Annotated in this window: 21 protein-coding genes; 11 read left to right on the top strand and 10 right to left on the bottom strand. The window is 60.1% G+C overall.

Annotation, left to right across the window (positions count from 1 at the left end; all coding sequences use genetic code 11):
* The first annotated feature begins 85 nt into the window (after positions 1 to 85).
* The 5 genes from KX729_RS23860 to lpxE all read left to right on the top strand — a co-directional run bounded on the left by KX729_RS23860 (position 86) and on the right by lpxE (position 3,726).
* On the top strand, positions 86 to 313 hold the full coding sequence (locus tag KX729_RS23860) for a hypothetical protein (RefSeq protein ID WP_219744990.1): 228 nt from the start codon (positions 86 to 88) through the stop codon (positions 311 to 313).
* 138 nt (positions 314 to 451) lie between these two features.
* Positions 452 to 1,057, top strand: coding sequence for a 3-isopropylmalate dehydratase small subunit (gene leuD / locus KX729_RS23855; protein WP_219744989.1), 606 nt, complete (start codon positions 452 to 454; stop codon positions 1,055 to 1,057).
* Positions 1,058 to 1,073: 16 nt separating this feature from the next.
* Positions 1,074 to 1,463: a RidA family protein gene (locus KX729_RS23850; protein ID WP_219744988.1), complete on the top strand. Its 390-nt coding sequence runs from the start codon at positions 1,074 to 1,076 to the stop codon at positions 1,461 to 1,463.
* 112 nt (positions 1,464 to 1,575) lie between these two features.
* Positions 1,576 to 2,685 (top strand): 3-isopropylmalate dehydrogenase, encoded by a 1,110-nt coding sequence (gene leuB / locus KX729_RS23845; protein WP_219744987.1) that lies wholly within the window; start codon positions 1,576 to 1,578, stop codon positions 2,683 to 2,685.
* 237 nt (positions 2,686 to 2,922) lie between these two features.
* Positions 2,923 to 3,726, top strand: coding sequence for a lipid A 1-phosphatase LpxE (gene lpxE / locus KX729_RS23840; RefSeq protein ID WP_219744986.1), 804 nt, complete (start codon positions 2,923 to 2,925; stop codon positions 3,724 to 3,726).
* Between the two features lie 121 nt (positions 3,727 to 3,847).
* Here the strand turns inward: lpxE and KX729_RS23835 are convergent, their stop codons facing one another.
* Positions 3,848 to 5,545: an MFS transporter gene (locus KX729_RS23835; RefSeq protein ID WP_219744985.1), complete on the bottom strand. Its 1,698-nt coding sequence runs from the start codon at positions 5,543 to 5,545 to the stop codon at positions 3,848 to 3,850.
* A 514-nt stretch (positions 5,546 to 6,059) separates the two neighbouring features.
* On the opposite strand from KX729_RS23835, the gene KX729_RS23830 reads away from it, so the two are divergent.
* Positions 6,060 to 7,094, top strand: coding sequence for an aspartate-semialdehyde dehydrogenase (locus KX729_RS23830; protein ID WP_219744984.1), 1,035 nt, complete (start codon positions 6,060 to 6,062; stop codon positions 7,092 to 7,094).
* A 221-nt stretch (positions 7,095 to 7,315) separates the two neighbouring features.
* Positions 7,316 to 8,131: a lytic murein transglycosylase gene (locus tag KX729_RS23825; protein ID WP_219744983.1), complete on the top strand. Its 816-nt coding sequence runs from the start codon at positions 7,316 to 7,318 to the stop codon at positions 8,129 to 8,131.
* 195 nt (positions 8,132 to 8,326) lie between these two features.
* On the opposite strand, the gene KX729_RS23820 is transcribed toward KX729_RS23825, so the two are convergent.
* The 6 genes from KX729_RS23820 to KX729_RS23795 form a co-directional block, all read right to left on the bottom strand.
* Positions 8,327 to 10,015, bottom strand: a complete 1,689-nt coding sequence (locus KX729_RS23820) for a flotillin family protein (protein ID WP_219744982.1) — start codon at positions 10,013 to 10,015, stop codon at positions 8,327 to 8,329.
* Positions 10,012 to 10,653, bottom strand: coding sequence for an OB-fold-containig protein (locus tag KX729_RS23815; RefSeq protein WP_219744981.1), 642 nt, complete (start codon positions 10,651 to 10,653; stop codon positions 10,012 to 10,014). The genes KX729_RS23820 and KX729_RS23815 overlap by 4 nt, the downstream gene beginning before the upstream one ends.
* A 6-nt stretch (positions 10,654 to 10,659) precedes the next feature.
* Entirely contained in the window at positions 10,660 to 11,790 is a 1,131-nt protein-coding gene (locus KX729_RS23810; RefSeq protein WP_219744980.1) for a PspA/IM30 family protein, read from the bottom strand.
* 131 nt (positions 11,791 to 11,921) lie between these two features.
* Positions 11,922 to 12,332 (bottom strand): DUF2177 family protein, encoded by a 411-nt coding sequence (locus KX729_RS23805; protein WP_219744979.1) that lies wholly within the window; start codon positions 12,330 to 12,332, stop codon positions 11,922 to 11,924.
* A gap of 10 nt (positions 12,333 to 12,342) precedes the next feature.
* Entirely contained in the window at positions 12,343 to 13,005 is a 663-nt protein-coding gene (locus KX729_RS23800; RefSeq protein ID WP_219744978.1) for a ChrR family anti-sigma-E factor, read from the bottom strand.
* Positions 13,002 to 13,586, bottom strand: coding sequence for a sigma-70 family RNA polymerase sigma factor (locus KX729_RS23795; protein ID WP_246617806.1), 585 nt, complete (start codon positions 13,584 to 13,586; stop codon positions 13,002 to 13,004). The genes KX729_RS23800 and KX729_RS23795 overlap by 4 nt, the downstream gene beginning before the upstream one ends.
* 234 nt (positions 13,587 to 13,820) lie before the next feature.
* Here KX729_RS23795 and KX729_RS23790 point away from each other — a divergent pair, with 234 nt between their 5' ends.
* From KX729_RS23790 to KX729_RS23775, 4 genes are all read left to right on the top strand, one after another.
* A complete protein-coding gene (locus tag KX729_RS23790; RefSeq protein WP_219745094.1) occupies positions 13,821 to 15,155 on the top strand; it encodes an NAD(P)/FAD-dependent oxidoreductase in 1,335 nt (444 codons plus the stop codon).
* Positions 15,152 to 15,949, top strand: a complete 798-nt coding sequence (locus KX729_RS23785) for a DUF1365 domain-containing protein (RefSeq protein WP_219744977.1) — start codon at positions 15,152 to 15,154, stop codon at positions 15,947 to 15,949. The genes KX729_RS23790 and KX729_RS23785 overlap by 4 nt, the downstream gene beginning before the upstream one ends.
* Positions 15,946 to 17,175 (top strand): SAM-dependent methyltransferase, encoded by a 1,230-nt coding sequence (locus KX729_RS23780; RefSeq protein WP_219744976.1) that lies wholly within the window; start codon positions 15,946 to 15,948, stop codon positions 17,173 to 17,175. The genes KX729_RS23785 and KX729_RS23780 overlap by 4 nt, the downstream gene beginning before the upstream one ends.
* Positions 17,176 to 17,314: 139 nt before the next feature.
* Complete coding sequence (locus tag KX729_RS23775; protein ID WP_219744975.1) at positions 17,315 to 18,142, top strand: RibD family protein; 828 nt, start codon at positions 17,315 to 17,317, stop codon at positions 18,140 to 18,142.
* Here the strand turns inward: KX729_RS23775 and KX729_RS23770 are convergent.
* The 3 genes from KX729_RS23770 to KX729_RS23760 are packed head-to-tail and all read right to left on the bottom strand — an operon-like array spanning position 18,101 to position 20,321.
* Entirely contained in the window at positions 18,101 to 18,886 is a 786-nt protein-coding gene (locus KX729_RS23770; RefSeq protein WP_219744974.1) for a class I SAM-dependent methyltransferase, read from the bottom strand. The two genes, KX729_RS23775 and KX729_RS23770, sit on opposite strands and share 42 nt — an antisense overlap.
* Positions 18,883 to 19,926, bottom strand: a complete 1,044-nt coding sequence (locus KX729_RS23765; RefSeq protein WP_219744973.1) for a glycosyltransferase family 4 protein — start codon at positions 19,924 to 19,926, stop codon at positions 18,883 to 18,885. The genes KX729_RS23770 and KX729_RS23765 overlap by 4 nt, the downstream gene beginning before the upstream one ends.
* Positions 19,923 to 20,321 (bottom strand): 6-pyruvoyl trahydropterin synthase family protein, encoded by a 399-nt coding sequence (locus tag KX729_RS23760; protein ID WP_219744972.1) that lies wholly within the window; start codon positions 20,319 to 20,321, stop codon positions 19,923 to 19,925. Before KX729_RS23760 ends, KX729_RS23765 begins: the two co-directional genes overlap by 4 nt.
* Positions 20,322 to 20,331 lie beyond the last annotated feature (10 nt).

Here is a 20,331-nt window from a genome sequence, read left to right as displayed (position 1 = left end):
TGCGGCAATACCCGCGCGATGCAAAAGCCCTTGCAAGAAAAGGCGTAAGGCCCCACATTCCTAGGCGAGAAAGGTATAGACCATCATGCAAAACATTCGTGCATTCTTCGTCATCGTTTCGGCAATCGCCCTCCTCGCCATGGGCGCAGTTCTGACGGCTTCGCTGACCGTCGCATTTGCCGGTATCCTCGCACTTCTTTCGATCGGCCGTGCGCTTTCCATGCGTCTGAAGCCGGCTCCTGTGCGGGCGAAAGCAAACAAGCGCGAGATGCGCGTCTGGAACGACGGCCGCGGCACGATTATCGATCTTTGATCGTTCGTCCCACTTAAGGGACCAAAAGCGCCGGTTTCCGGCGCTTGAGCGTACCGCTTCACGGCAAACAGGTCTTCAAATCCGCGCAGATTTGTTTTATGGCAGCTTCCACATATTCGTCCCATGTGGAGGCAGATCATGGAAAAGTTTACCAAGCTCACCGGCGTCGCCGCGCCGCTTCCGGTCATCAATATCGACACGGACATGATCATTCCGAAGGATTACCTCAAGACCATCAAGCGCACCGGTCTTGGCAAGGGTCTGTTCTCGGAAGCCCGTTACAAGGATGACGGTTCGGAAAATCCCGATTTCGTGCTGAACAAGCCGGCTTACCGCAATGCCAAGATTCTGGTTGCGGGAGACAATTTCGGCTGTGGCTCTTCGCGCGAGCACGCCCCTTGGGCGCTGCTCGATTTCGGCATCCGCTGCGTGATCTCCACCAGCTTTGCCGATATTTTCTACAATAACTGTTTCAAGAACGGCATCTTGCCGATCGTCGTTTCTCCGGAAGACCTGGAAAAGCTGATGGACGATGCCGAGCGTGGCTCGAACGCCATCCTGTCGATCGATCTGGAAGCCCAGGAAATCACCGGTCCGGATGGTGGTTCGGTGCATTTCGACATCGACCCCGGCCGCCGCCATATCCTGCTCGAAGGCCTGGACGACATCGCTTCGACGCTGAAAAGCGATGCGGTGATTTCCAGCTTCGAAAACAAGAACCGTTCCGAACGCCCCTGGCTCTAAGATAAAGAGGCCGAAGATGGTCACGCGCATTTCTTCCGGATCGCCCTTCGAAGCGAAGATCGGTTATTCGCGTGCGGTGGTCGATCGCGACATAGTCTATGTTTCCGGTACGACCGGTTACGACTATGCCAAGATGGAGATGCCGGAAGAGGTCGCGGCCCAGACGCGCAATACGCTCGCTACGATCGAGAAGGCATTGAAGGAGGCCGGCAGCGGCCTTCAGGACGTCCTGCGGGTCACTTATTACCTCGTCGACATGGCCGATTACGATGCGGTGGTCGAAGTGCTTGGCGCGACGTTCTCCGAAATCCGGCCGGCAGCGACCATGGTCGTCTGCGGCCTGACGACGCCGGAAATGAAGATCGAGATCGAGGTGACGGCGCGTATCGGCGCCGGAAACTCTTAAAACTTTTCCAGCCTCGTCCTCCGGCAGGCTCGGACGAGGTTTTGCCAGGTGCAGGCCCAAGGCTTGTGCGGGAGGATGGCGAGCCTGCCCCGAGTCCAAGGATAATACACGAATGGCAAAGAACCTTTTCCTGCTTCCCGGCGACGGCATCGGCCCCGAGGCCATGGGCGAAGTCCGCAAGATCATCGCTCATATGAACGACGCCATGGGCGCCGATTTTGCGCTTGACGAAGGCCTGGTCGGCGGTTGCGCCTACGATGCGCATGGTGCCGCGATCTCGGAAGAGGACATGGCCAAGGCAATGGCTGCGGATGCGGTTCTGTTCGGCGCCGTTGGCGGCCCGAAGTGGGATGACGTGCCTTACGAAGTTCGTCCGGAAGCCGGCCTGCTGCGCCTGCGCAAGGACATGGAACTGTTCGCCAACCTGCGCCCGGCGATCTGCTACCCGGCACTGGCGAACGCCTCCTCGCTGAAGCCGGAACTGGTCGAAGGCCTCGACATCCTGATCATCCGCGAACTGACCGGCGGCGTCTATTTCGGCGAGCCGAAGACCATCACCGATCTTGGCAACGGCCAGAAGCGCGCCATCGATACGCAGGTCTACGACACTTACGAAATCGAGCGCATCTCGTCCGTCGCCTTCGAAATGGCCCGCACGCGCAGCAATCGTGTCTGCTCGATGGAAAAGCGCAACGTCATGAAGTCCGGCGTGCTCTGGAACCAGGTCGTAACGGCGACACATAAGGAAAAATATTCCGACGTGAAGCTCGACCATATGCTGGCCGATGCCGGCGGCATGCAGCTCGTGCGCGCTCCGAAGCAGTTCGACGTCATCGTCACCGACAACCTGTTCGGCGACATGCTGTCCGACGTGGCCGCCATGCTGACCGGTTCGCTCGGCATGCTGCCGTCCGCTTCGCTCGGTGCCCCGGATGCCAAGACCGGCAAGCGCAAGGCGCTTTACGAGCCGGTACACGGTTCGGCGCCGGACATCGCCGGCAAGGGCATTGCCAACCCGATCGCGATGATCGCCTCGTTCGCCATGTGCCTGCGTTACTCCTTCAACATGGTGAAGGACGCCGACAACCTGGAAAAGGCGATCGCCAACGTGCTCGATCAGGGCATCCGTACCGGCGACATCATGGCTGACGGCGCGCGCCAGGTCGGCACGGTCGAAATGGGTGACGCGATCCTCAAGGAATTCGTCAGCCTCTCGGTTTGAACTTCGCGCTCAGGCGATCTCGGCACTATCCTCGGGGCTTGTCCCGAGGATTACGCCGTCTCAACATGATCGAGGTGTATAGATGCTCGGGACAATCCCGAGCATGACGGCCACCTGTTAGCCAAGCCTCCAACTTTCTTGAATCCGCTTATCGGCCGGCTGGCGTTTCGCATCTTGATACCCCATATCGAGAGCCGTTAGAGACATGCTCCAGATCTGTTCTGCGAATGGGAATCGATGAAACGTACGATCGACAAACTGAAGCTCCGTCGCGAACGATACAGGCTGTCTCCACCGCTGCCGCGTCTCTGGGCCTTCGCTTTCGTTACAGTCAATCTGATCCTGATCGCGCTTGTCCTTCTGGATGCGCCCGTTGGTTCCTATGGAGTTCATACACCGAATGCCTTGCGCCCGCTTGGTCGGCTGATGACCGATTTCGGCAGCTCGGGATGGATCCTGTTTGCGAGCGTTATCCTGTTTTTCGAAGCGCTTGCGGTCGTGCGCCTTGCGCCTGGGCTGAAGAGCAGGTTTCAGGCCATGCTCGTCAGTCATGTCGCGGCCTTTATGTTCATTTCGGTGGCCGGTTCCGGTCTTCTCGCCAATCTTCTAAAGCGGGCGATTGGCCGCGCCCGGCCGGGTCTTTATGAGGAATGGGGTATGTTCAGCCTGCATCCGTTTGCAGGCAGTTCTCGTTTCGAAAGCTTTCCTTCCGGTCACGCGACGACGGTCGGCGCGATTTTCATGGTAATCGCGCTGCTTTTCCCGCGTTATCGTCTCCATATGCTGATCGGGGCGCTGTGGCTTGGCTTCTCACGGGTCATCGTCGAGGCCCACTATCCGAGCGATGTCATCGCCGGGCTCGCCTTCGGCGCCTGGTTCACGATTCTGGCTGCCATCGTGTTTGCCCGTTACGGCTTGCTGTTCCGACAGGAGCTGGATGGCTGGCCGGTGCTTCGCCGGCCGGTACCGCTTGTGGGGCGACCGGATTGGAGCCTTCTACCCTTCCCGCCGCGGGGCGTTCCTGCGAAGCGGGGAGACTGAATATTCAAATCGATGTGCCATTGCCGGATCAAGGATACCGGCTCGAATTCCGCAATAATCTTCAAAAAGAATAAAGGCCCGGCACATCGTGCCGGGCCCCTTTTTATCTGCTGATCCTGCTTCAGTGCGCGAGGTCGACGTCCCGCTTCTCGCGGACGAACAGCAGGCCGATGACGACTGTCAGAAGCGCGAAAATGACCGGGTACCAAAGCCCTGCGAAAATATCACCGGTGGAGGCGACGATCGCGAACGAAGTGGCCGGCAGGAGGCCGCCGAACCAGCCGTTACCGATGTGGTAAGGCAGGGACATGGCCGTATAACGAATGCGGGTCGGGAAGAACTCGACCAGTGCCGCCGCGATCGGGCCGTAGACGATGGTGACGTAGATCACCATGATCGTCAGGATCGCGATCACCGTTAACGACTGACCGCTGGCCAGGGCGGAAAAGAAGCCGGTGACCTTGACCTTGGCCGGGTCGTTTGCCGCCGGATAACCAGCCGCCACCATAGCCGGGCCAAGTGCTGCATTGAAGGCCGCAGCATCGGTGAAGGCGATCGGGGCGCCGCCATTGATGACGAGCTGCGTCGGAGAACCGGCAGGTGCGTCAACCTGCGTATAGCGGAAAGCCTGGTTTGACATGGTACGGCGCATCACGTCGCAAGGCGTCGTGAAGGTGCGGATGCCGACCGGGTCGAACAGAGAACCGCAGGTGGCGGGATCGGCCTTGACTTCAGCCTTGACGGTTTCAATCGCCTTGGAATAGGTCGGGTTGGCGGCCGTTGTCAGGGCGCTGAACAGCGGGAAATAGGTTAGTGCCGCAATAAGGCAGCCTGCCAGGATCACCGGCTTCCGTCCGATCCGATCGGAAAGAGAACCGAACACCAGGAAGAAAGGTGTCGCGATGATCAGTGCCCAGGCAATCAGCACGTTGGCTGTCAAAAGGTCGATCTTCAGCACGGTCTGCAGGAAGAACAGGGCGTAGAACTGTCCCGTATACCAGACGACCGCCTGGCCGATCACGAGGCCGAACAGCGCGATCAGCACGATCTTGCCATTGGTCCAGTTGCCGAAAGCTTCCGACAGCGGTGCCTTGGACTGGGTGCCCTCTTCCTTCATCTTCTTGAAGAGCGGCGATTCATGCATCTGCAGGCGAATGTAGATCGAGATGATGAGCAGGATGATCGACAGAAGGAACGGAATGCGCCAACCGCCCTGGAGCCCGAAGAAGAGTTTTTGCGAGGTCGCGAAGGCTTCCTCGCCCATATTGAGGCGAAGGGTCACGATGACGAACAGCGACAGGAGCAGGCCCATCGTCGCCGTGGTCTGGATCCAGGCGGTATAGAAGCCTCGCCTGTTGCGTGGCGAATGTTCGGCAACATAGACCACTGCACCGCCATATTCACCGCCGAGCGCCAGGCCCTGGGCCATGCGCAGCACAACGAGAATGATGGGTGCGGCGACACCGATCTGGTCATAACCCGGCAGAAGGCCGACCGCGAAGGTCGACAGGCCCATGATCAGGATGGTGAGAAGGAAGGTGTATTTGCGGCCGACGAGATCGCCGAGGCGGCCGAAGACCAATGCGCCGAAGGGGCGGACAAGAAAGCCGGCGGCAAAGGTCAACAGCGCGAAAATCGCCTGCGTTGCCGGCGGAAACTGCGAGAAGAACTGCTTGCCGATAATCGCAGCCAGCGTTCCGTAAAGATAGAAATCGTACCATTCGAAAACAGTGCCGAGCGAGGAGGCGATGATCACCTTCCTCTCTTCGGGCGTCATCGGCTTGGTCCTGGAGTCAGTCGCAGTTGCGACATTTGCCATTGTCGTCCTCCCAACAAGATGAAACTCGCGACATCAGGGACCCCGTGTCCGTTCCCTCCTGGGCACGGGATATGGTGACGCATTATCGCAGATTGGCAGAATTCCAAGGGCAAGGAGAGAGATGCTTTGGGATTATGACTTTCGTCTAATAACCGGCGTGGTTGTGGCAATTGCCGTTGCGATGCCACATGAAAGAGACGCGGCGCACCAACGCAATGATGCGCTCCCTTGACTCGCTCCCAGAATCTTTTAAACACCTTGGCCGAACGGGAAAACACCCATGCGTGCTTGCGAATTCGACATCGCTGCCTCCGCACTGCCGGCCATCGCTGCCGGTCAGCGGGCATGTTTTGCCGCTTTCTCCAAAACCAAGGCCAAAACGACGACGAAAACCGTCTGACGTCTCTGGCCACCGCTCTCTCCCCGGTTCGGCCGGGGACAAGGAATACCGCGATATCCCAAGCGCGGCTTCCCCCTCACCGAACCCGAGGAGAGACAGAAAGAGAGCAAGAAAATGGGTTTCAAGATCGCAGTCGCCGGCGCTACAGGCAATGTCGGCAGGGAAATGCTGAACATCCTGTCCGAGCGCGGCTTCCCGGCCAGCGAAGTTGTGGCGCTGGCCTCTTCCCGCTCGCAGGGTGTGGAAGTCTCCTTCGGCGACAAGACGCTGAAGGTCGCCAATCTCGAAAATTATGATTTCTCCGATACGGACATCTGCCTGATGTCGGCCGGCGGCGACGTTTCCAAGAAGTGGTCACCGAAGATCGGCGCGCAGGGCTGCGTCGTCATCGATAACTCTTCCGCATGGCGCTACGACCAGGACGTTCCGCTGATCGTGCCGGAAGTCAACCCGGATGCGATTTCCGGCTTCACCAAGCGCAATATCATTGCCAATCCGAATTGCTCGACCGCCCAGCTGGTCGTGGCCCTGAAGCCGCTGCACGACTTCGCCAAGATCAAGCGCGTCGTCGTCTCGACCTACCAGTCGGTTTCCGGCGCCGGCAAGGAAGGCATGGACGAACTCTTCACCCAGACCCGCGCGGTCTTCGTTGCCGATCCGGTCGAATCGAAGAAGTTCACCAAGCGCATCGCCTTCAACGTCATTCCGCATATCGATAGCTTCATGGAAGACGGCTATACGAAGGAAGAGTGGAAGGTTTTGGCCGAGACCAAGAAGATGCTCGACCCGAAGATCAAGGTGACCTGCACCGCCGTGCGTGTTCCGGTCTTCATCGGCCATTCGGAATCGGTCAATATCGAGTTCGAAAACGAGATCACCGCCGACCAGGCGCGTGACATCCTGCGCGAAGCGCCGGGTTGTCTCGTCATCGACAAGCGCGAAAACGGCGGCTACATCACGCCGCTCGAATCGGCCGGTGAAGATGCGACCTATATTTCTCGTATCCGCGAAGATGCGACGGTCGAAAACGGCCTCAACATCTGGGTCGTCTCCGACAACCTGCGCAAGGGTGCCGCACTCAACGCTATCCAGATCGCCGAACTGCTGGTCAACCGTGGCCTCATCAAGCCGCGCAAGGCCGCTGCTTGATCGGCCGCATTCGGTTGATCCGTAATAAATTTATTAAGCATGTTCGTCTAAAAACCCCGTCAGACATGGCGGGGTTTTTCCGTGGAGCGTCGCAAATCACGAACTGTTCATGAACGGGTGAGTTGCGATTGTCTGCAACCAACGCCATAAGGCCGGATAGGCATATTCTTGGGAGGGACGCTTACGGCCGAGCGGTCCCATATTTCGACGGGTTTGACCGCATGAAGAAGATTTTGCTCGCAGCATTGATCGCAACCGGTTTCATGGGCGCTACGCCAGCACTCGCTGCGCTTCAATGCGGCAATGACGGTTCCGGGTTCAACAACTGGGTCGCCGCATTCAAGCAGGTTGCGCCGTCGAACGGCATCAGCCCGGCGGTTCTCGACAAGGCCTTTTCCGGCGTTTCCTACAATCGTCCGACGATCAGCGCCGACCGCGGCCAGAAAAGCTTCAAGCTTTCCTTCGAAGAATTCCTCAAGAAGCGTGGCGCTGCCGCGATCATTTCGCGCGGCAAGAGCCAGAAGGTGAGCAACGCTGCGCTGTTCGACATGATCGAGCGTCGCTTCGGCGTGCCTGCCGGCCCGGTTCTCGCGATCTGGGGCATGGAAACCGGCTTCGGCGGTTTCATGGGTGACCAGCACACGCTGTCGGCAGTCGCCACACTCGCCTATGATTGCCGTCGCTCCGCTTACTTCACCGAGCAGCTCTACGCTGCCTTGCAGCTTGTCGCCCGCGGCGATCTCAGCATCACGGCTCGCGGCGCCGCCCACGGCGAAATCGGCCAGACGCAGTTCCTGCCGCTCAACGTCATCCGCTACGGCGCCGATGGCGATGGCGACGGCCATATCGACATGGTCCGTTCGCGCGCCGATGCGCTCGCTTCGACGGCAAACTTCCTGAAGGGCCACGGCTGGCGTGCCGGTGCCGGTTATCAGCCGGGTGAGCCGAATTTCGGCGCCATCCAGGGCTGGAACGCCGCGACCGTCTACCAAAAGGCCATTGCCTATATGGGCGCGCAGATCGACGGCGGTCGGTAAGGTTTTCCAGGATTGCAGGTAATGAAAAAGCCGGTGTTGCGTGAAGCAACACCGGCTTAATTTTTGCGGTAGGTTTGCCATTTTCTCGACGTCATCCTTGGGCTTGTCCCAAGGATCTAAGCCGGTTCTCTCACGGTAGGCGTGGTTAGATGCTCGGCACAAGGCCGAGCATGACGGAGAGGGCATTGTATCGCCTTACTCGGCCGGTGGCTTCGGCACCGGTGCCGTGATTTCAGGCTTCTTCGGAGGCTGCTGAAGGTTGCCCATCAGCGATGCAATGGCATTGTCACCCATGAAACCGGCTTCCTTCAGCAACTGATCAAGGATCGGCTTGTTGGCCTGATAGTTCAGAAGCTGGCCCGCAAGGCCCTCGCCAAGGCCGACACCCGAGCCGCCGCCTTCTCCACCACGACCCAGCATGCCGCCGGTGTCGAAGATGCGGATGTCGGAAATCTTCTCGATCGGCTTCACAGCTTCGGCCAGCGCCTGCGGGATGATGCGGATGCGTTCGCGCAGGATCTCATAGTCGATGATCGCGGCGCTCAGGCGGTTGCGGGCCTCGTTGAGCAGGGCTTCGCTCTCGGCTTCGGCCTTGCCGGTTTCGAGAATACCCTTGGCCTTGATGATCGCCGCGTCCGCCTCGGCGGTCGCGAGCGTCTTGATCGCATCGGCTTGGTCGACGGCGGCCTGCTTTTCGGCCTCCGCGCCGACCCTGACAGCTGTCGCTTCGGTTTCAGCTTTCTTGCGGGCGTCGATAATAGCGATCTGGCGTTCGCGTTCGGCGATTTCGACGGCCTTGGCGGTAGAGACCTTTTCTTCCGCCGCGATGGCGAGAGCCCTTGCCACTTCAGCGCTTGCCTTGGCTTCGGATTCCTCGCGGCTCTTGTTGGCAACCGCGATGGAGCTTTCCTGCGAAACGATCTGCAGGTCGCGGCGGGCTTCCGTATCGCGTTGCTGGACGGCGCGTGTGGCGTCGATATTGGCGCTTTCGCGGGCCTGCTTGGCCAACGCTTCGCGTTCGGCGATCGCCTGTTCGGAAGCGATGCGGGCTTCCTCTTCGGCACGCTTGGCGGCCTGTTCCTGCTGAGCCGTCTCGGCGCGGGTCGCGGCCGATTTGTTCGCGACATCGCGTTCCTGGTTCAGTTCCGCCTCGCGCTTGGTGCGCTCGATCTCGAGCGACCGTTGGCGGGCCTCCAGATCCTTCTGGGCGATCGCCACTTCCGTATCGCGGACGATCTCGTTGCGTTCCTTCTTGCGCGCCTCGGTAATGCGGGTGAGTGCCGCAAGACCGTGGGCGTCGAAGAAGTTATTGGCGTTGAAATGCTTGATATCGGTCTGGTCGAGGCGCGTCAGCGAGACGGATTCGAGCTCGAGACCGTTCGACTGCAAGTCGGCGCCGACCGCTTCCTGCACTGCCTTGACGAAATCCATGCGCTGTTCCTGCAGGGCATCAAGGCTCATCGTCGCGGCGACCGAGCGCAGACCGTCGACGAATTTCGCCTCGATCAGCATACGCAGCTGCTCGGCATCGTTGGTGCGGTCACCGAGCGTCTGGGCCGCGAGCGCGATCGAAGAGGCGTCCGGCTTGACGCGGACGTAGAATTCCGCGCCGATATCGACGCGCATACGGTCTTTGGTGATCAGCGCGTCGCCTTCGCCGCGCCGGACCTCCAGGCGCAATGTCTTCAGGTTGACGCGGGCGATCGAGTGGAAGATTGGCAGCACGACGGAGCCGCCGTCCAGCACCACCTTCTGGCCGCCGAGGCCGGTGCGGACATAGGCCTCGTCCCGGCTGGACCGGGTGTAAAGCGTTGCGACGACCAGCCCGATGCCGAAGATCAGGGCGATACCTATGGCGGCTGGCAACAACAGATCGTAGATCATGGTAGCTCCGTGGAGGTAGGCGGCGTCTGCAGGTCAGACGGCGCAACGATGGCGATGAAAATGTCCGACGTGCGATCCACGATGAGGACCTGCGCGCCGATGGCGATGGGGGTTTCGTTCGGGGCGGCTTTCGCCCGGAACACATGCCAGTTGCCGTGTCTGTCCTTGGCGCGGATACGTCCCGGCAGGCCCTGGTCGAGCGGGCCGACGGTGACTTCGGCGGTTCGTCCGACGAAGTCGGAAAGATCGACGACATAGGTTTCGTCGCGCGGCACGATGCGTGCCACGAGCCGGGTTGAGAAGCGCACCTCCGGAATGGCGAGGAGGAAGGCCGGGACGGATGCGGCAAGCGCCGGCAATGGCCCCCAAAAGGCGTTCAGGAGGGCCTGCAGCAAAAAGCCGTTGATGGCGAACATGCCGAGAAGCAGCATGAGCAGGATCAGCACCGGAACGCCGCCATAGTTCAGCCAGGAGAGCAGGCCCGAAATGCCGCCATGATCGTCCGGCCAGGCCTTGTTCAGCAGATCACCAAAGGAAAAGCCGATCAGGAGGCTCATCAGCTCCAAGCCCGTCAAGCCGACCAGGATGATCGCCGAGACGGCAAAGGGCAGGCATTCGGGGGCGAGAAAGAGCTCCATCGGCGCTTAGTTCGGGCTTGTCTTGAACTGGGCGAGGCGGGCTTCGATCGCCTGTTCGCGATGCAGCCGGTCGAGTTCATCCAGCTCAGCGTTCGAGCCCTTGCCATCCGTCGGGACGCCGGTCACGCGCGAAACCGCCGCTGCCGCTCGGGCGGCGCCATCGGTCGGGCGGCTGCCGCTCTCCGGTGACGAACCGGCCTCCGGAAACTGGATCAGGCTTTTCTTGAGACTGGCAAGTTTCTCTTCCGCCTCCCGCCGCGTAGCGAGAACCGCCTGCAGGGCCTGCTGCCCTTCGCCGAGCTGCGTGCGAGCATCCGCCAGCGCCTTGTCGAGTGCTGCAAGCTGCGCTTCGAGGTCGATCTGGCGCGCGACGCCGGCCTTGGCGAGGTCGTCGCGGCTGGCGGAAACGGCGGTGCGGATCTTCTCGTCGAGCGCACTCATGTCGCTGCCGATCTCGTTTCGGCGGCTGAGGATACGGTATTCCTCGGCGCGCGATTTGCCGAGATCGGTGCGCGCTTCGTCAGCAGCACTGTCGATTTCACGCAGCGCCTGTTCGACGATGGCGATCTTGTTGGAATCTTCGGCCTTATCGATGGCAGCGTTGGCGAGGCCGGCGATCAGGCGTCCCATGCGGGACAGAATGCCTTCATTCATCATCATAGTCTCCTCCGTCCGATGCGTCTGTGTCGTGACGCCGATGTGGATCTGATAACTGCCGTGATGCGCGACCAGCTGGGCCGCGAAGACGTTAAGCGTGCCACGTGAATAGCCCGCGACATCGTAGGGCACGGTAACGCGGCCGCGCACGGTGGCGATGGTCAGTGTCGTCGGGCCCTTGATGGCAAAGAGCTTTTCATCGAGCGGAAGCCGCTCGGGAGTTTCGGCTTTGCCCCGGTTCGCCGCAAAATCCCGCAATCCGAGCGTTACGAGACGTGCCGGCAGACCGGTGCGCTCGCGGACCGTTTCGTAGGCGAGATCGTGCAATATAACGAGGTTGGCGCCGCCTTCGGCCGCCAGGTCTTCCAGTATGGAAAACATGTCGGAATAGGCCGAAAAGGTTTCGTCCAGAGCCGCTTTTGCATCTCGATCCGGGGTCAGCTCATACCGCAGGATCGATGTATGTTGCGTCTGTGCCATGTATAATAACATAAAGCACCGCTTTTGTGCTTTCAAGGGCGACTGCAGACTTGGGTTGTAATTTCTTAATCGGAGGTTATGGCTGGATTGAAATGATGCAGTCCGCAGAATGCTTTAGCGACTCGCAGAATTTATGCGGCGCCGGCGATTTTCTGTGTGATGAAGTAGCCTGCAGTCGCAGCGGCAGCTGTAAGTACCGTTCCCCAGGCGAGGTCGGCGACGACGATTGCCGGCGACCAGTTCTTCAGCGTAGCCCAGTTGGTCAGGTCATAGGTGGCGTAAGCGACGAAGCCGAGCATGGCCCCGGCAATTGCCGCCTGTACCCAGCCGCCGCCTTGCAGTGCAGGCGCCACCGCAAAGTAGACGATGCCGCCGATATAGATCAGGTAGAAAAGTCCGGCTGCAACGAAGTTCGGCTGGTCGAGCAGCATCTCGCCAAGATGTTTGCGGTAGAAAGCCGGGGCGATCACACCAAGCCAGATCGAATCGATTCCGAGAAAGACGATGGCGGTCGAGACGTAGGCTATGGCGTAGGCAAACATCGGCGTGGCCTCAGATTTTCAGGATTGGCTGCATCAGCCGCACGATCCAGCTTGTGAATTTCAGCGATGCCTCGGTGACGGCGAGACAGATGCAGTCTTCGCCCTCGGTCGCGATTGGCTGATGCAGCAGCGTGTCGTCCGCTTCCTCGATATCGCCCCGAGCGAAGAGGTCTTCGCCGTCGCGGAAGCTGCCGGCCAGAACCAGCGTCAGCTCGCAACCTTCGTGCGTGTGTTCAGGAACGGGTTTGCCGGCAGGAATGCGCAGCAGGCGGACCTGCGTATCCTTGTCACCCGTATCGATCATGATCTGATAGGCACCGCGGCCGAGGGCGCGCCATTTCAAGTCGGGAAGATCGCCGCCCACATAGGAACGCAGGGGTTCGGGAAGGATTGCAGGCTTTGCAATCTCGCGGGATGGCTCAGGCTTGATCTCAATCGCCTGCAGGCCGCCGAGGCGAGCCTTCATCCGCTCCCAGGAATCGTCCGTGGCATTTGCCTCAACCGGCATCTTTTCAAGCAGCGCGCCGGCTGCACCCTCCATTGCCTCCAGTTGGCGGCGGCAGGTGGGGCAGAGCGCCAGATGGGTGGCAACCGCAAGGCTCCAGCCTTCGGAGAGATTGCCGCCGGCATAGTCCAGCAGGAATGCGTCGCTGAGGTGATGTTTGATGTTCATCGACGGCCCTCCAATGCGCTGCGCAGTTTCTCGAAAGCGAGACGAATGCGCGACTTGACGGTGCCGAGCGGCAGGCCGAGTTCCCGTGCGATTACCGAATGGGAGACGTCGTCGAAAAAGGCGCGCTTCAATACGTCGAACTGATCGGCTGGAAGAGTTTCCATTGCCTGCCGCAACAGGCCGGCATCCTGTGCCTGTTCGAATTCCACGTCGGCCGAAGGCGTGTTGTCTGGAACGAAAGCCGGATCGTCGATCTCGAAGACCGGCCGCTTGCGGCGATAGGCGTCAATGCGGATATTACGGGCGATCGTGAAGATCCAGGCCGAGACATTGCCGCGAGCGGGGTCGAATTGTGCCGCCTTGTTCCAGACGGCGACCATGGTTTCCTGCATCAGTTCCTCGGCAACCTGCCGATCCTTTGTCTTCACCGTCATGAAGGATCGTATGCGCGGCGAATAATGGCGGAAGAGCAGTTCGAAGGCTTCCACCTTGCGCTCCTGTCCGACGATCACCAGAAGCCGCATCATCTCGACCTGCGAGATATCCGCTTCATTGACGTTGTTGTTGTCTGGTCGAGTCATTCCACGATCACGCTTCGCACGGCTGCGCGGCAGCAAGGCGGCCGGCAGTTCTTTGTGGCATGTCTTGGCGCTGATAGGAATGCTCAGGTTCATGCCGCTCACTACGGCGGCTTTCTCATGCCGGATCAGCAATCAAAAAAGATTTTTTACGGCAATCCGACCGGCTCCGCGCTGCGTAACCCATTGCAGAAACCAGATAGAGGCGGAACGATGGATATTTCGACCGGAAGAGGGATGCCTGGCGTGCCGCGGCGTATTGCGGTGATCGGTTCAGGCATCAGCGGATTATCCGCCGCCTGGCTGGCGTCGAAAAATGCCGATGTGGTGATCTACGAGGCCGAAGGCAGGCTTGGCGGCCATGCGCATACCGTCGAAGCGCCGATGAACGGCACATCGATCGCGGTCGACACGGGCTTTATTGTCTTCAACGACAAGAATTATCCCAATCTCGTGGCGTTGTTCGACCATCTTAGTGTGCCGAACGAAGCGTCGGAAATGTCGTTCTCGGCCTCGATCGACGACGGCGCCTTCGAATATTCCGGCACGGGTATCAAGGGCCTGCTCGGCCAGCGGCTGAATGTAGCGCGGCCGCGTTTCTGGCGAATGCTGTCGGATGTCATGCGCTTCTATAGAGAGGCGGAAAAACTGCTGGCACGGTCCGATCTCGAAAGCCTGACGCTGGGCGATTATCTGGCCCTTGGAAAATATTCGCCGGCCTTCATCGAGGATCACCTCCTGCCGATGGGCGCCGCGATCTGGTCGGCCAGCGTTCACGACATGCGCGCCTATCCGCTGCATGCCTTCCTGCGTTTTTTCGTGCATCATGGCCTTATCCTCCTCTCCGGCCGACCGGTCTGGCGGACTGTGACGGGCGGTAGCCGCGAATATGTTCGGCGCATTGCCGATGATTTTGCCGGCACCGTTCGGCTCAACAGCCCGGTCGCGGAAATCCGGCGTGAATTCGGCGGAGTGACGATCATCGATCGGTCCGGTCATACGGATCATTTTACGGACGTGGTGATCGCAACCCACGCGGATCAGGCACTTGCCATGCTTGGCGATGCGGACGAGGCTGAGCGCGATATCCTCGGTTCCTTCGGCTACACGCAGAACCTCGCGGTACTGCATAGCGATACCAACCTCATGCCGAAGCGGCGTGCGGTCTGGTCGAGCTGGAATTATATCGGTTGCCGCAAGGTTTCGGACAACCGGCCACTCTGTGTGACCTACTGGATGAACCGGCTGCAGAATCTCGATCCGGCGCATCCGTTGTTCGTGACGCTCAACCCATGGCGGGAGATCGACTCGAGCAAGATCATCGGCTCTTACGCCTATGCCCATCCGCTGTTCGATCACGGGGCGATGGCGGCCCAGCGGCGGGTCTGGGACCTGCAGGGCCGTCGCAATACGTGGTTCTGCGGCGCGCATTTCGGTAGCGGTTTCCATGAGGATGGGCTGCAGTCCGGCCTTGCCGTTGCCGAGGCTTTGACCGGCGCACGGCGGCCGTGGACGGTCGGGCAGGAATCCGGGCGTATCTTCCTGCCGCAAGTGCTGGAGGCTGCGGAATGAGTTTCCTTTCGGCCCTCTATGCCGGCGAAGTGGTGCATGCGCGGTCAAGGCCTAGCAAGCACCGTCTGCGCTACAGGGTCTTTTCGCTGCTGCTGGATCTGGATGAATTGCTCATACTGGATCGCACGCTGCGCATGTTCGGTCATAATCGCTGGGCGATTTTCAGTTTCCACGACGCCGACCATGGAGATGGTGAAACGGGCGGGCTGAAAACCTGGGTGGCGGGTCGGCTGTCGGCCGCTGGCATTAAGACGGATGATCTGAAGGTGCGGATGCTCTGTTATCCCCGAATCTTCGGCTATGTCTTCAATCCGCTCACCGTCTATTTCTGCGAGAAGCAGGACGGGACGCTGCTGGCGATCCTTTATGAGGTCTGCAACACCTTTCACGAACGGCATACCTACATCATTCCGGCACAGGGCAAGGGCGCAGATGTAAGCCATTCCTGCGCCAAGGAACTGTATGTCTCGCCCTTTATGCCGATGGACTGCCGGTACGATTTCCGCATCCGGCCGCCGGGCGAAAAGGTACGGATTGCGATCGACGAAAGCGATGGCGAGGGGCATCTGCTGTTTGCAAGCTTTTCGGGCGAACGGCGCGAAATTTCCGATGGCGCGCTGTTAAAGTCTCTGCTTACATATCCTCTGATGACCCTGAAGGTGATGGGGGCAATCCATTGGGAGGCGCTTCGTCTCTGGATGAAGGGCGTTCCCGTGCACCGCCACTTGCCGGCAGCAAAATCCGCAACAAGTTCAGTTGTGTCCATGGAATCTGAACCGAGACCGCAGTCATGAGCCACGCCGAGGAACACAATCCGTCATGGTCAGTAAACTCCATTCCGCTTAGCCTTTGGCAGAAGCTTGTCTGCCGCTGGGCTGGACGGCTTCAGGCCGGCAGGCTGACATTGCGGTTCTCGAACGGTGCCACGCGGCAGTTTATCGGCGAAGACAGCGGCCCGGCGGCTCTCATCCAGTTCAACAATGCCCGCGCGGTGCGCCGGCTGGTCGTCGGCGGCGATCTGGGATTTGCAAAGTCCTATCTCGACGGGGATTGGGAAACGTCAGACCTCGGTGCCGTGATGGAACTGGCGCTCGCCAACGAGACGGCGCTCGCCTCCGTCATCCGGGCGAATCCGATCGCCTCGCTGATCGCCGTTGTCAAGCATCGGCTGCGCAGCAATTCGCGGGCCGGCAGCCGCCGTAACATCGCCTACCATTACGATCTGGGCAATGATTTCTACCGGACCTGGCTCGACGATACGATGACCTATTCGTCGGCGCTCTACGATCAGCCGGGTGCGGTCTTGCCTGATGCGCAGAAGGCGAAATATTCGCGTATCATCCGCGAACTTGGCATCGGCCCGGACGACCATGTGCTGGAAATCGGTTGCGGCTGGGGCGGATTTGCCGAGCAGGCGATCCGTGAGACGGGCTGCCGGGTGACCGGCCTGACGCTTTCCAAGGAGCAGGCGGCCTTTGCCCGTGAGCGGCTGGAAAAGGCCGGTTTTGCCGATCATGCGGAAATCCGGCTGGAGGATTATCGCGATTGTCGCGGCGAGTTTTCCAAGATCGTCTCGATCGAGATGTTCGAGGCGGTCGGGGAAGAGCATTGGCCAACCTACTTCAGCCGGGTGCGTGAGCTTCTGAAGCCGGCCGGCCAGGCCATGGTGCAGGTCATTACGATCGCCAGCGATCGTTTCGAGACCTATCGCCGCGATGCCGACTATATCCAGACCTATATTTTCCCGGGCGGCATGCTGCCGTCGATCGAGGCGTTCAAATCGACCGCTGAGCGGGCGCGGCTGAAGATCGCCGATACCTTTGGCTTCGGGCGTGACTATGACCGGACGTTGATTGCGTGGGACAAGGCGTTTCGCGCCAACTGGCAGAAGATCGCACCGCTCGGATTCGACCAGCGCTTCTTTCGCATGTGGCACTATTATCTTCACTATTGCGCCGTCGGTTTCCGGTCCGGCCGGCTCGATGTCGTGCAGTTCAGGTTGGCGCGCGACCAGGAGTGAAGCTTCCTGACGCTTCGATTGACGTATTATTGATCTGGCGAAATTTTCTGCTGGTATTACATGCTATGAACCACGCTGGCCGGAGAAAGCTTTGCTCCAGCAGGGTCTTATAAAGTTCGGCAGTAAAACGAGGCGAGATATGCAGCCGGTAAGGATGACGGACCAGATGTGGCAGCATCTGCTTTCGCTTCGCGACGGCAATGTGCGGCCCGTAGCCCTGCCTGATGATCCCGTTGCCTGCGGTCTTTCTCTCTATAAACCCATCGCGCTTCGGAACGGTTCATTTGTTATGGCGCAGGTTGGGCAATCGCTCGATGGACGCGTGGCGACGCCGACTGGCGATGCGCAGGACGTTTCAGGTTGTGACGGCATTGCCCATCTGCACCGTTGCCGGGCGCTGGTGGATGCGGTGGTCGTCGGCGTCGGTACTGTCGTGGCCGACAATCCCAGCCTTTCGGTGCGCGCGGTAAGTGGACGCAACCCAGTGCGCGTTGTGGTGGATTGCAACGGCCGGCTGCCGGAACATGCCAAGATGCTGCATGACGGCGGCATGCCGGTTTTGGTCATGCAGGCGGATGATATCGCGGTTAAGCCGAGCGCTCACGAGGTGATCCGGCTGAAGCGACAGGCGAATGGCTGGCTTTCTCCGCAGGATATCGTCGAGGCTTTGGCGAAGCGTGGGCTGACGTCGATCCTGGTCGAAGGCGGCGCGACGACGATTTCCCGTTTCGTCGATGCCTGTCTCGTCGATCGCCTGCATGTTTCGGTCGCGCCGATCATCATCGGTTCCGGCCCGGCAGGTATCCGGTTTTCGCCGATCGACCGGCTTTCGGAGGCGCGGCGGCCGGACGTGCAGGTCTACAATATCGGCAGCGATATCGTCTTCGACTGCAATTTCAGGGCCGAAGCCGGAGACGCTGCGGTTTCACCGCAAAGCCAAGACGTCCTGATGGCCGACACGGCATAGGCTGTCGTCGCGCTCGATCATCCGGTGCCGGAATTCCGACCAGTCGCGGATTTCCGCTTCATCCAGTTCTCCATATTCCAGCACGGCACGGACGATACCGTTCAGGAAAAGCGTCTGCAACTCTGCATCGTTGGAAGTCATGATCCACCGGCTTTCGGCGGTTTTCACCGCATAGCCTTGGCCTTCCAACGCGGCTGCCAGCGATTTCCATGCTTCGGGACCGAGAGCCGGTCCAAAACCCTTGTCGCTCAGCTGGTGGGCATTAAAGTTTGCCGTAACGACCTCGTCCAGCGGGTGAAATTTCGACCAGTGCATCGCGCCGTCATAGTTAAGGGCGGCGTAGAGACCGATATCTGCCTGAGCAATCTTTTCCGCAAAACGTTTGATAAAATCCTGCGAACAGAGATCGAATAGGGCCGAAGCAGTGACCAGCGTCGCGGAGGAAAGTGGAAGACTGTCGATATCGTTCAAGTCGCCCTGAATGGTTTCTATCGCATCACCATGCAGCCGCATGGCTTCTTCCAGCAGCCGCGGATCATTGTCGAGAAGACGCCACGCAGCCGGCTTTTGCAGCAAAGAAGACAAGGCCCGGAAGGTCGAGCCGGTGCCGCAGCCGATATCGAGGATGACGGGATGCCGGGCCTTGGCAACGGTCTCCATGGCAACCGCCATCAGGTTCTCATCGCGGGCCCTCAGGTCCACAGGTTCGCGAAGCGTCAGCCAGTCCTTGTCGAAGCCACTCATGAGGATGTTTCCAAAAAACCGGAGATGATCTTTGCGGTATCGCGCCAGGAAGGCAACCGGGCGCCCGCAACTGCCGCCGCGTCAGCCATGGCGATCCGCGTTTCGGGCTCCGTCAACAGTTTGCCGAGGGCATCGGCAAAGGCCGCGGGATCATCCGGGGCGACGAGAATGCCGGCGCTTTCCGGCACAACATCCGGCACCGCGCCTGCCGCACAACCGATGATCGGCAGGCCTTGGGCCAGCGCTTCGGCAAAGACCATGCCGTAGCCTTCGTAACGGCTTGCAAGCGCAAAGATGTCGGCCTTGGCGAATTCGGTTCGCGGATCTTCGATCTGGCCGGCAAGTTCGATACGCTCAATGAGATTGGCTTCGGCGATCTGCCGCTCCAGTTCGGCGGTGACCTGCGGGTCCAGTTCCTTGTTGCCGACGATGCGGCAGATCCAGCGCAGATCACGCAATTTTCCAAGCGCGGCAATCAGGACGTCGTGCCCCTTTCGGCGCGTCAGCGTGCCGACGCTGAGGACGAGGGGTGGATTGTTGCCACCGGCGGCGAGCGGTCCCGGATCCATGCCCGGCATGGCAACGGCGATCTTTTCGGCTGGTACGCCGTAGTTTGCCGCAAGTTCCGTCGCGGTCATATGAGAGGTCACGATGACGCCGCGCACATGCGACAGGGCAGCCTTTTCCCGCGTTGCCAGAACTGCCCGCTGCTCTTCATCGAGGCCGGTTTCCAGCGCCAGCGGGTGGTGGACCAAAGCCGTGATCTTCAGCCGCTTCGTTTCCCGTGCAGCCCATGCGTCCATCACGCCGTAGGCGAGACCGTCGATCAGCACGAGCGCGCTGTCCGGCAGGGCGGAAAGGATGGCTCCTGCCGCTTCGATTTCCTGCGGCGCCGAATTGGGAAAGGCATTGCCGAGCGAAACGGGATCGACGTCCCAGCCGAGGTCGCGAAGCGTGGCAATCACGCGCCGGTCATAGCCATAACCGCCGGTGCGGGTCTCTATATCGCCCGGATAAGCGAATGTGAGGCGACCGCTCACAATTCGGCCTCGAACCAGCCGCGCGCCACATGGGATTCGTGCAGAGTGATGCGAAGCTTGCGGATGCGATCGCTGCCTTGGCCGAGCCTGCCGCCGCGGATCGCTTCTGCTATCTCGTCGAAAAGGTGTTTCGCCAAAAACTCGGTGGTCGTCACCTTGCCGGCAAACATCTCCAGGATATCGAGGTTCTGGTAGTTCAGCGGAGCGAGCGCCTCCTTCAGCACTTCGGTCGCAAGTCCGATATCGATTGCGAGGCCGTTTTCGTCGAGATCGGCGGTAAAGAAGGCGGCGTCGACGACGAATGTCGCGCCGTGTGTGCCTTGGGCAGGGCCGAAAACCGGCCGGGGGAGGCTATGCGCGATCATCATGTGGTCGCGGACTTCGACTGCGAACATAGGGAAACAG

Origin of the sequence: Neorhizobium populisoli, assembly GCF_019430945.1 — a bacterium.
GTDB lineage: Bacteria > Pseudomonadota > Alphaproteobacteria > Rhizobiales > Rhizobiaceae > Neorhizobium > Neorhizobium populisoli.
This window is presented reverse-complemented; position numbering and strand designations above follow the sequence as displayed.

What these genes read in the sequence shown, in the direction of transcription:
- KX729_RS23810 (WP_219744980.1), bottom strand. Translation starts at nt 11,790, where the DNA reads ATGGCACAGACGCAACATACATCGATCCTGCGGTATGAGCTGACCCCG.
- KX729_RS23835 (WP_219744985.1), bottom strand. Translation starts at nt 5,545, where the DNA reads ATGGCAAATGTCGCAACTGCGACTGACTCCAGGACCAAGCCGATGACG.
- KX729_RS23815 (WP_219744981.1), bottom strand. Translation starts at nt 10,653, where the DNA reads ATGGAGCTCTTTCTCGCCCCCGAATGCCTGCCCTTTGCCGTCTCGGCG.
- KX729_RS23860 (WP_219744990.1), top strand. Translation starts at nt 86, where the DNA reads ATGCAAAACATTCGTGCATTCTTCGTCATCGTTTCGGCAATCGCCCTC.
- KX729_RS23785 (WP_219744977.1), top strand. Translation starts at nt 15,152, where the DNA reads ATGAGTTTCCTTTCGGCCCTCTATGCCGGCGAAGTGGTGCATGCGCGG.
- leuD (WP_219744989.1), top strand. Translation starts at nt 452, where the DNA reads ATGGAAAAGTTTACCAAGCTCACCGGCGTCGCCGCGCCGCTTCCGGTC.
- KX729_RS23805 (WP_219744979.1), bottom strand. Translation starts at nt 12,332, where the DNA reads ATGTTTGCCTACGCCATAGCCTACGTCTCGACCGCCATCGTCTTTCTC.
- KX729_RS23775 (WP_219744975.1), top strand. Translation starts at nt 17,315, where the DNA reads ATGCAGCCGGTAAGGATGACGGACCAGATGTGGCAGCATCTGCTTTCG.
- KX729_RS23770 (WP_219744974.1), bottom strand. Translation starts at nt 18,886, where the DNA reads ATGAGTGGCTTCGACAAGGACTGGCTGACGCTTCGCGAACCTGTGGAC.
- KX729_RS23820 (WP_219744982.1), bottom strand. Translation starts at nt 10,015, where the DNA reads ATGATCTACGATCTGTTGTTGCCAGCCGCCATAGGTATCGCCCTGATC.
- KX729_RS23760 (WP_219744972.1), bottom strand. Translation starts at nt 20,321, where the DNA reads ATGTTCGCAGTCGAAGTCCGCGACCACATGATGATCGCGCATAGCCTC.
- KX729_RS23825 (WP_219744983.1), top strand. Translation starts at nt 7,316, where the DNA reads ATGAAGAAGATTTTGCTCGCAGCATTGATCGCAACCGGTTTCATGGGC.
- leuB (WP_219744987.1), top strand. Translation starts at nt 1,576, where the DNA reads ATGGCAAAGAACCTTTTCCTGCTTCCCGGCGACGGCATCGGCCCCGAG.
- KX729_RS23780 (WP_219744976.1), top strand. Translation starts at nt 15,946, where the DNA reads ATGAGCCACGCCGAGGAACACAATCCGTCATGGTCAGTAAACTCCATT.
- lpxE (WP_219744986.1), top strand. Translation starts at nt 2,923, where the DNA reads ATGAAACGTACGATCGACAAACTGAAGCTCCGTCGCGAACGATACAGG.
- KX729_RS23800 (WP_219744978.1), bottom strand. Translation starts at nt 13,005, where the DNA reads ATGAACATCAAACATCACCTCAGCGACGCATTCCTGCTGGACTATGCC.
- KX729_RS23850 (WP_219744988.1), top strand. Translation starts at nt 1,074, where the DNA reads ATGGTCACGCGCATTTCTTCCGGATCGCCCTTCGAAGCGAAGATCGGT.
- KX729_RS23830 (WP_219744984.1), top strand. Translation starts at nt 6,060, where the DNA reads ATGGGTTTCAAGATCGCAGTCGCCGGCGCTACAGGCAATGTCGGCAGG.
- KX729_RS23790 (WP_219745094.1), top strand. Translation starts at nt 13,821, where the DNA reads ATGCCTGGCGTGCCGCGGCGTATTGCGGTGATCGGTTCAGGCATCAGC.
- KX729_RS23795 (WP_246617806.1), bottom strand. Translation starts at nt 13,586, where the DNA reads ATGACTCGACCAGACAACAACAACGTCAATGAAGCGGATATCTCGCAG.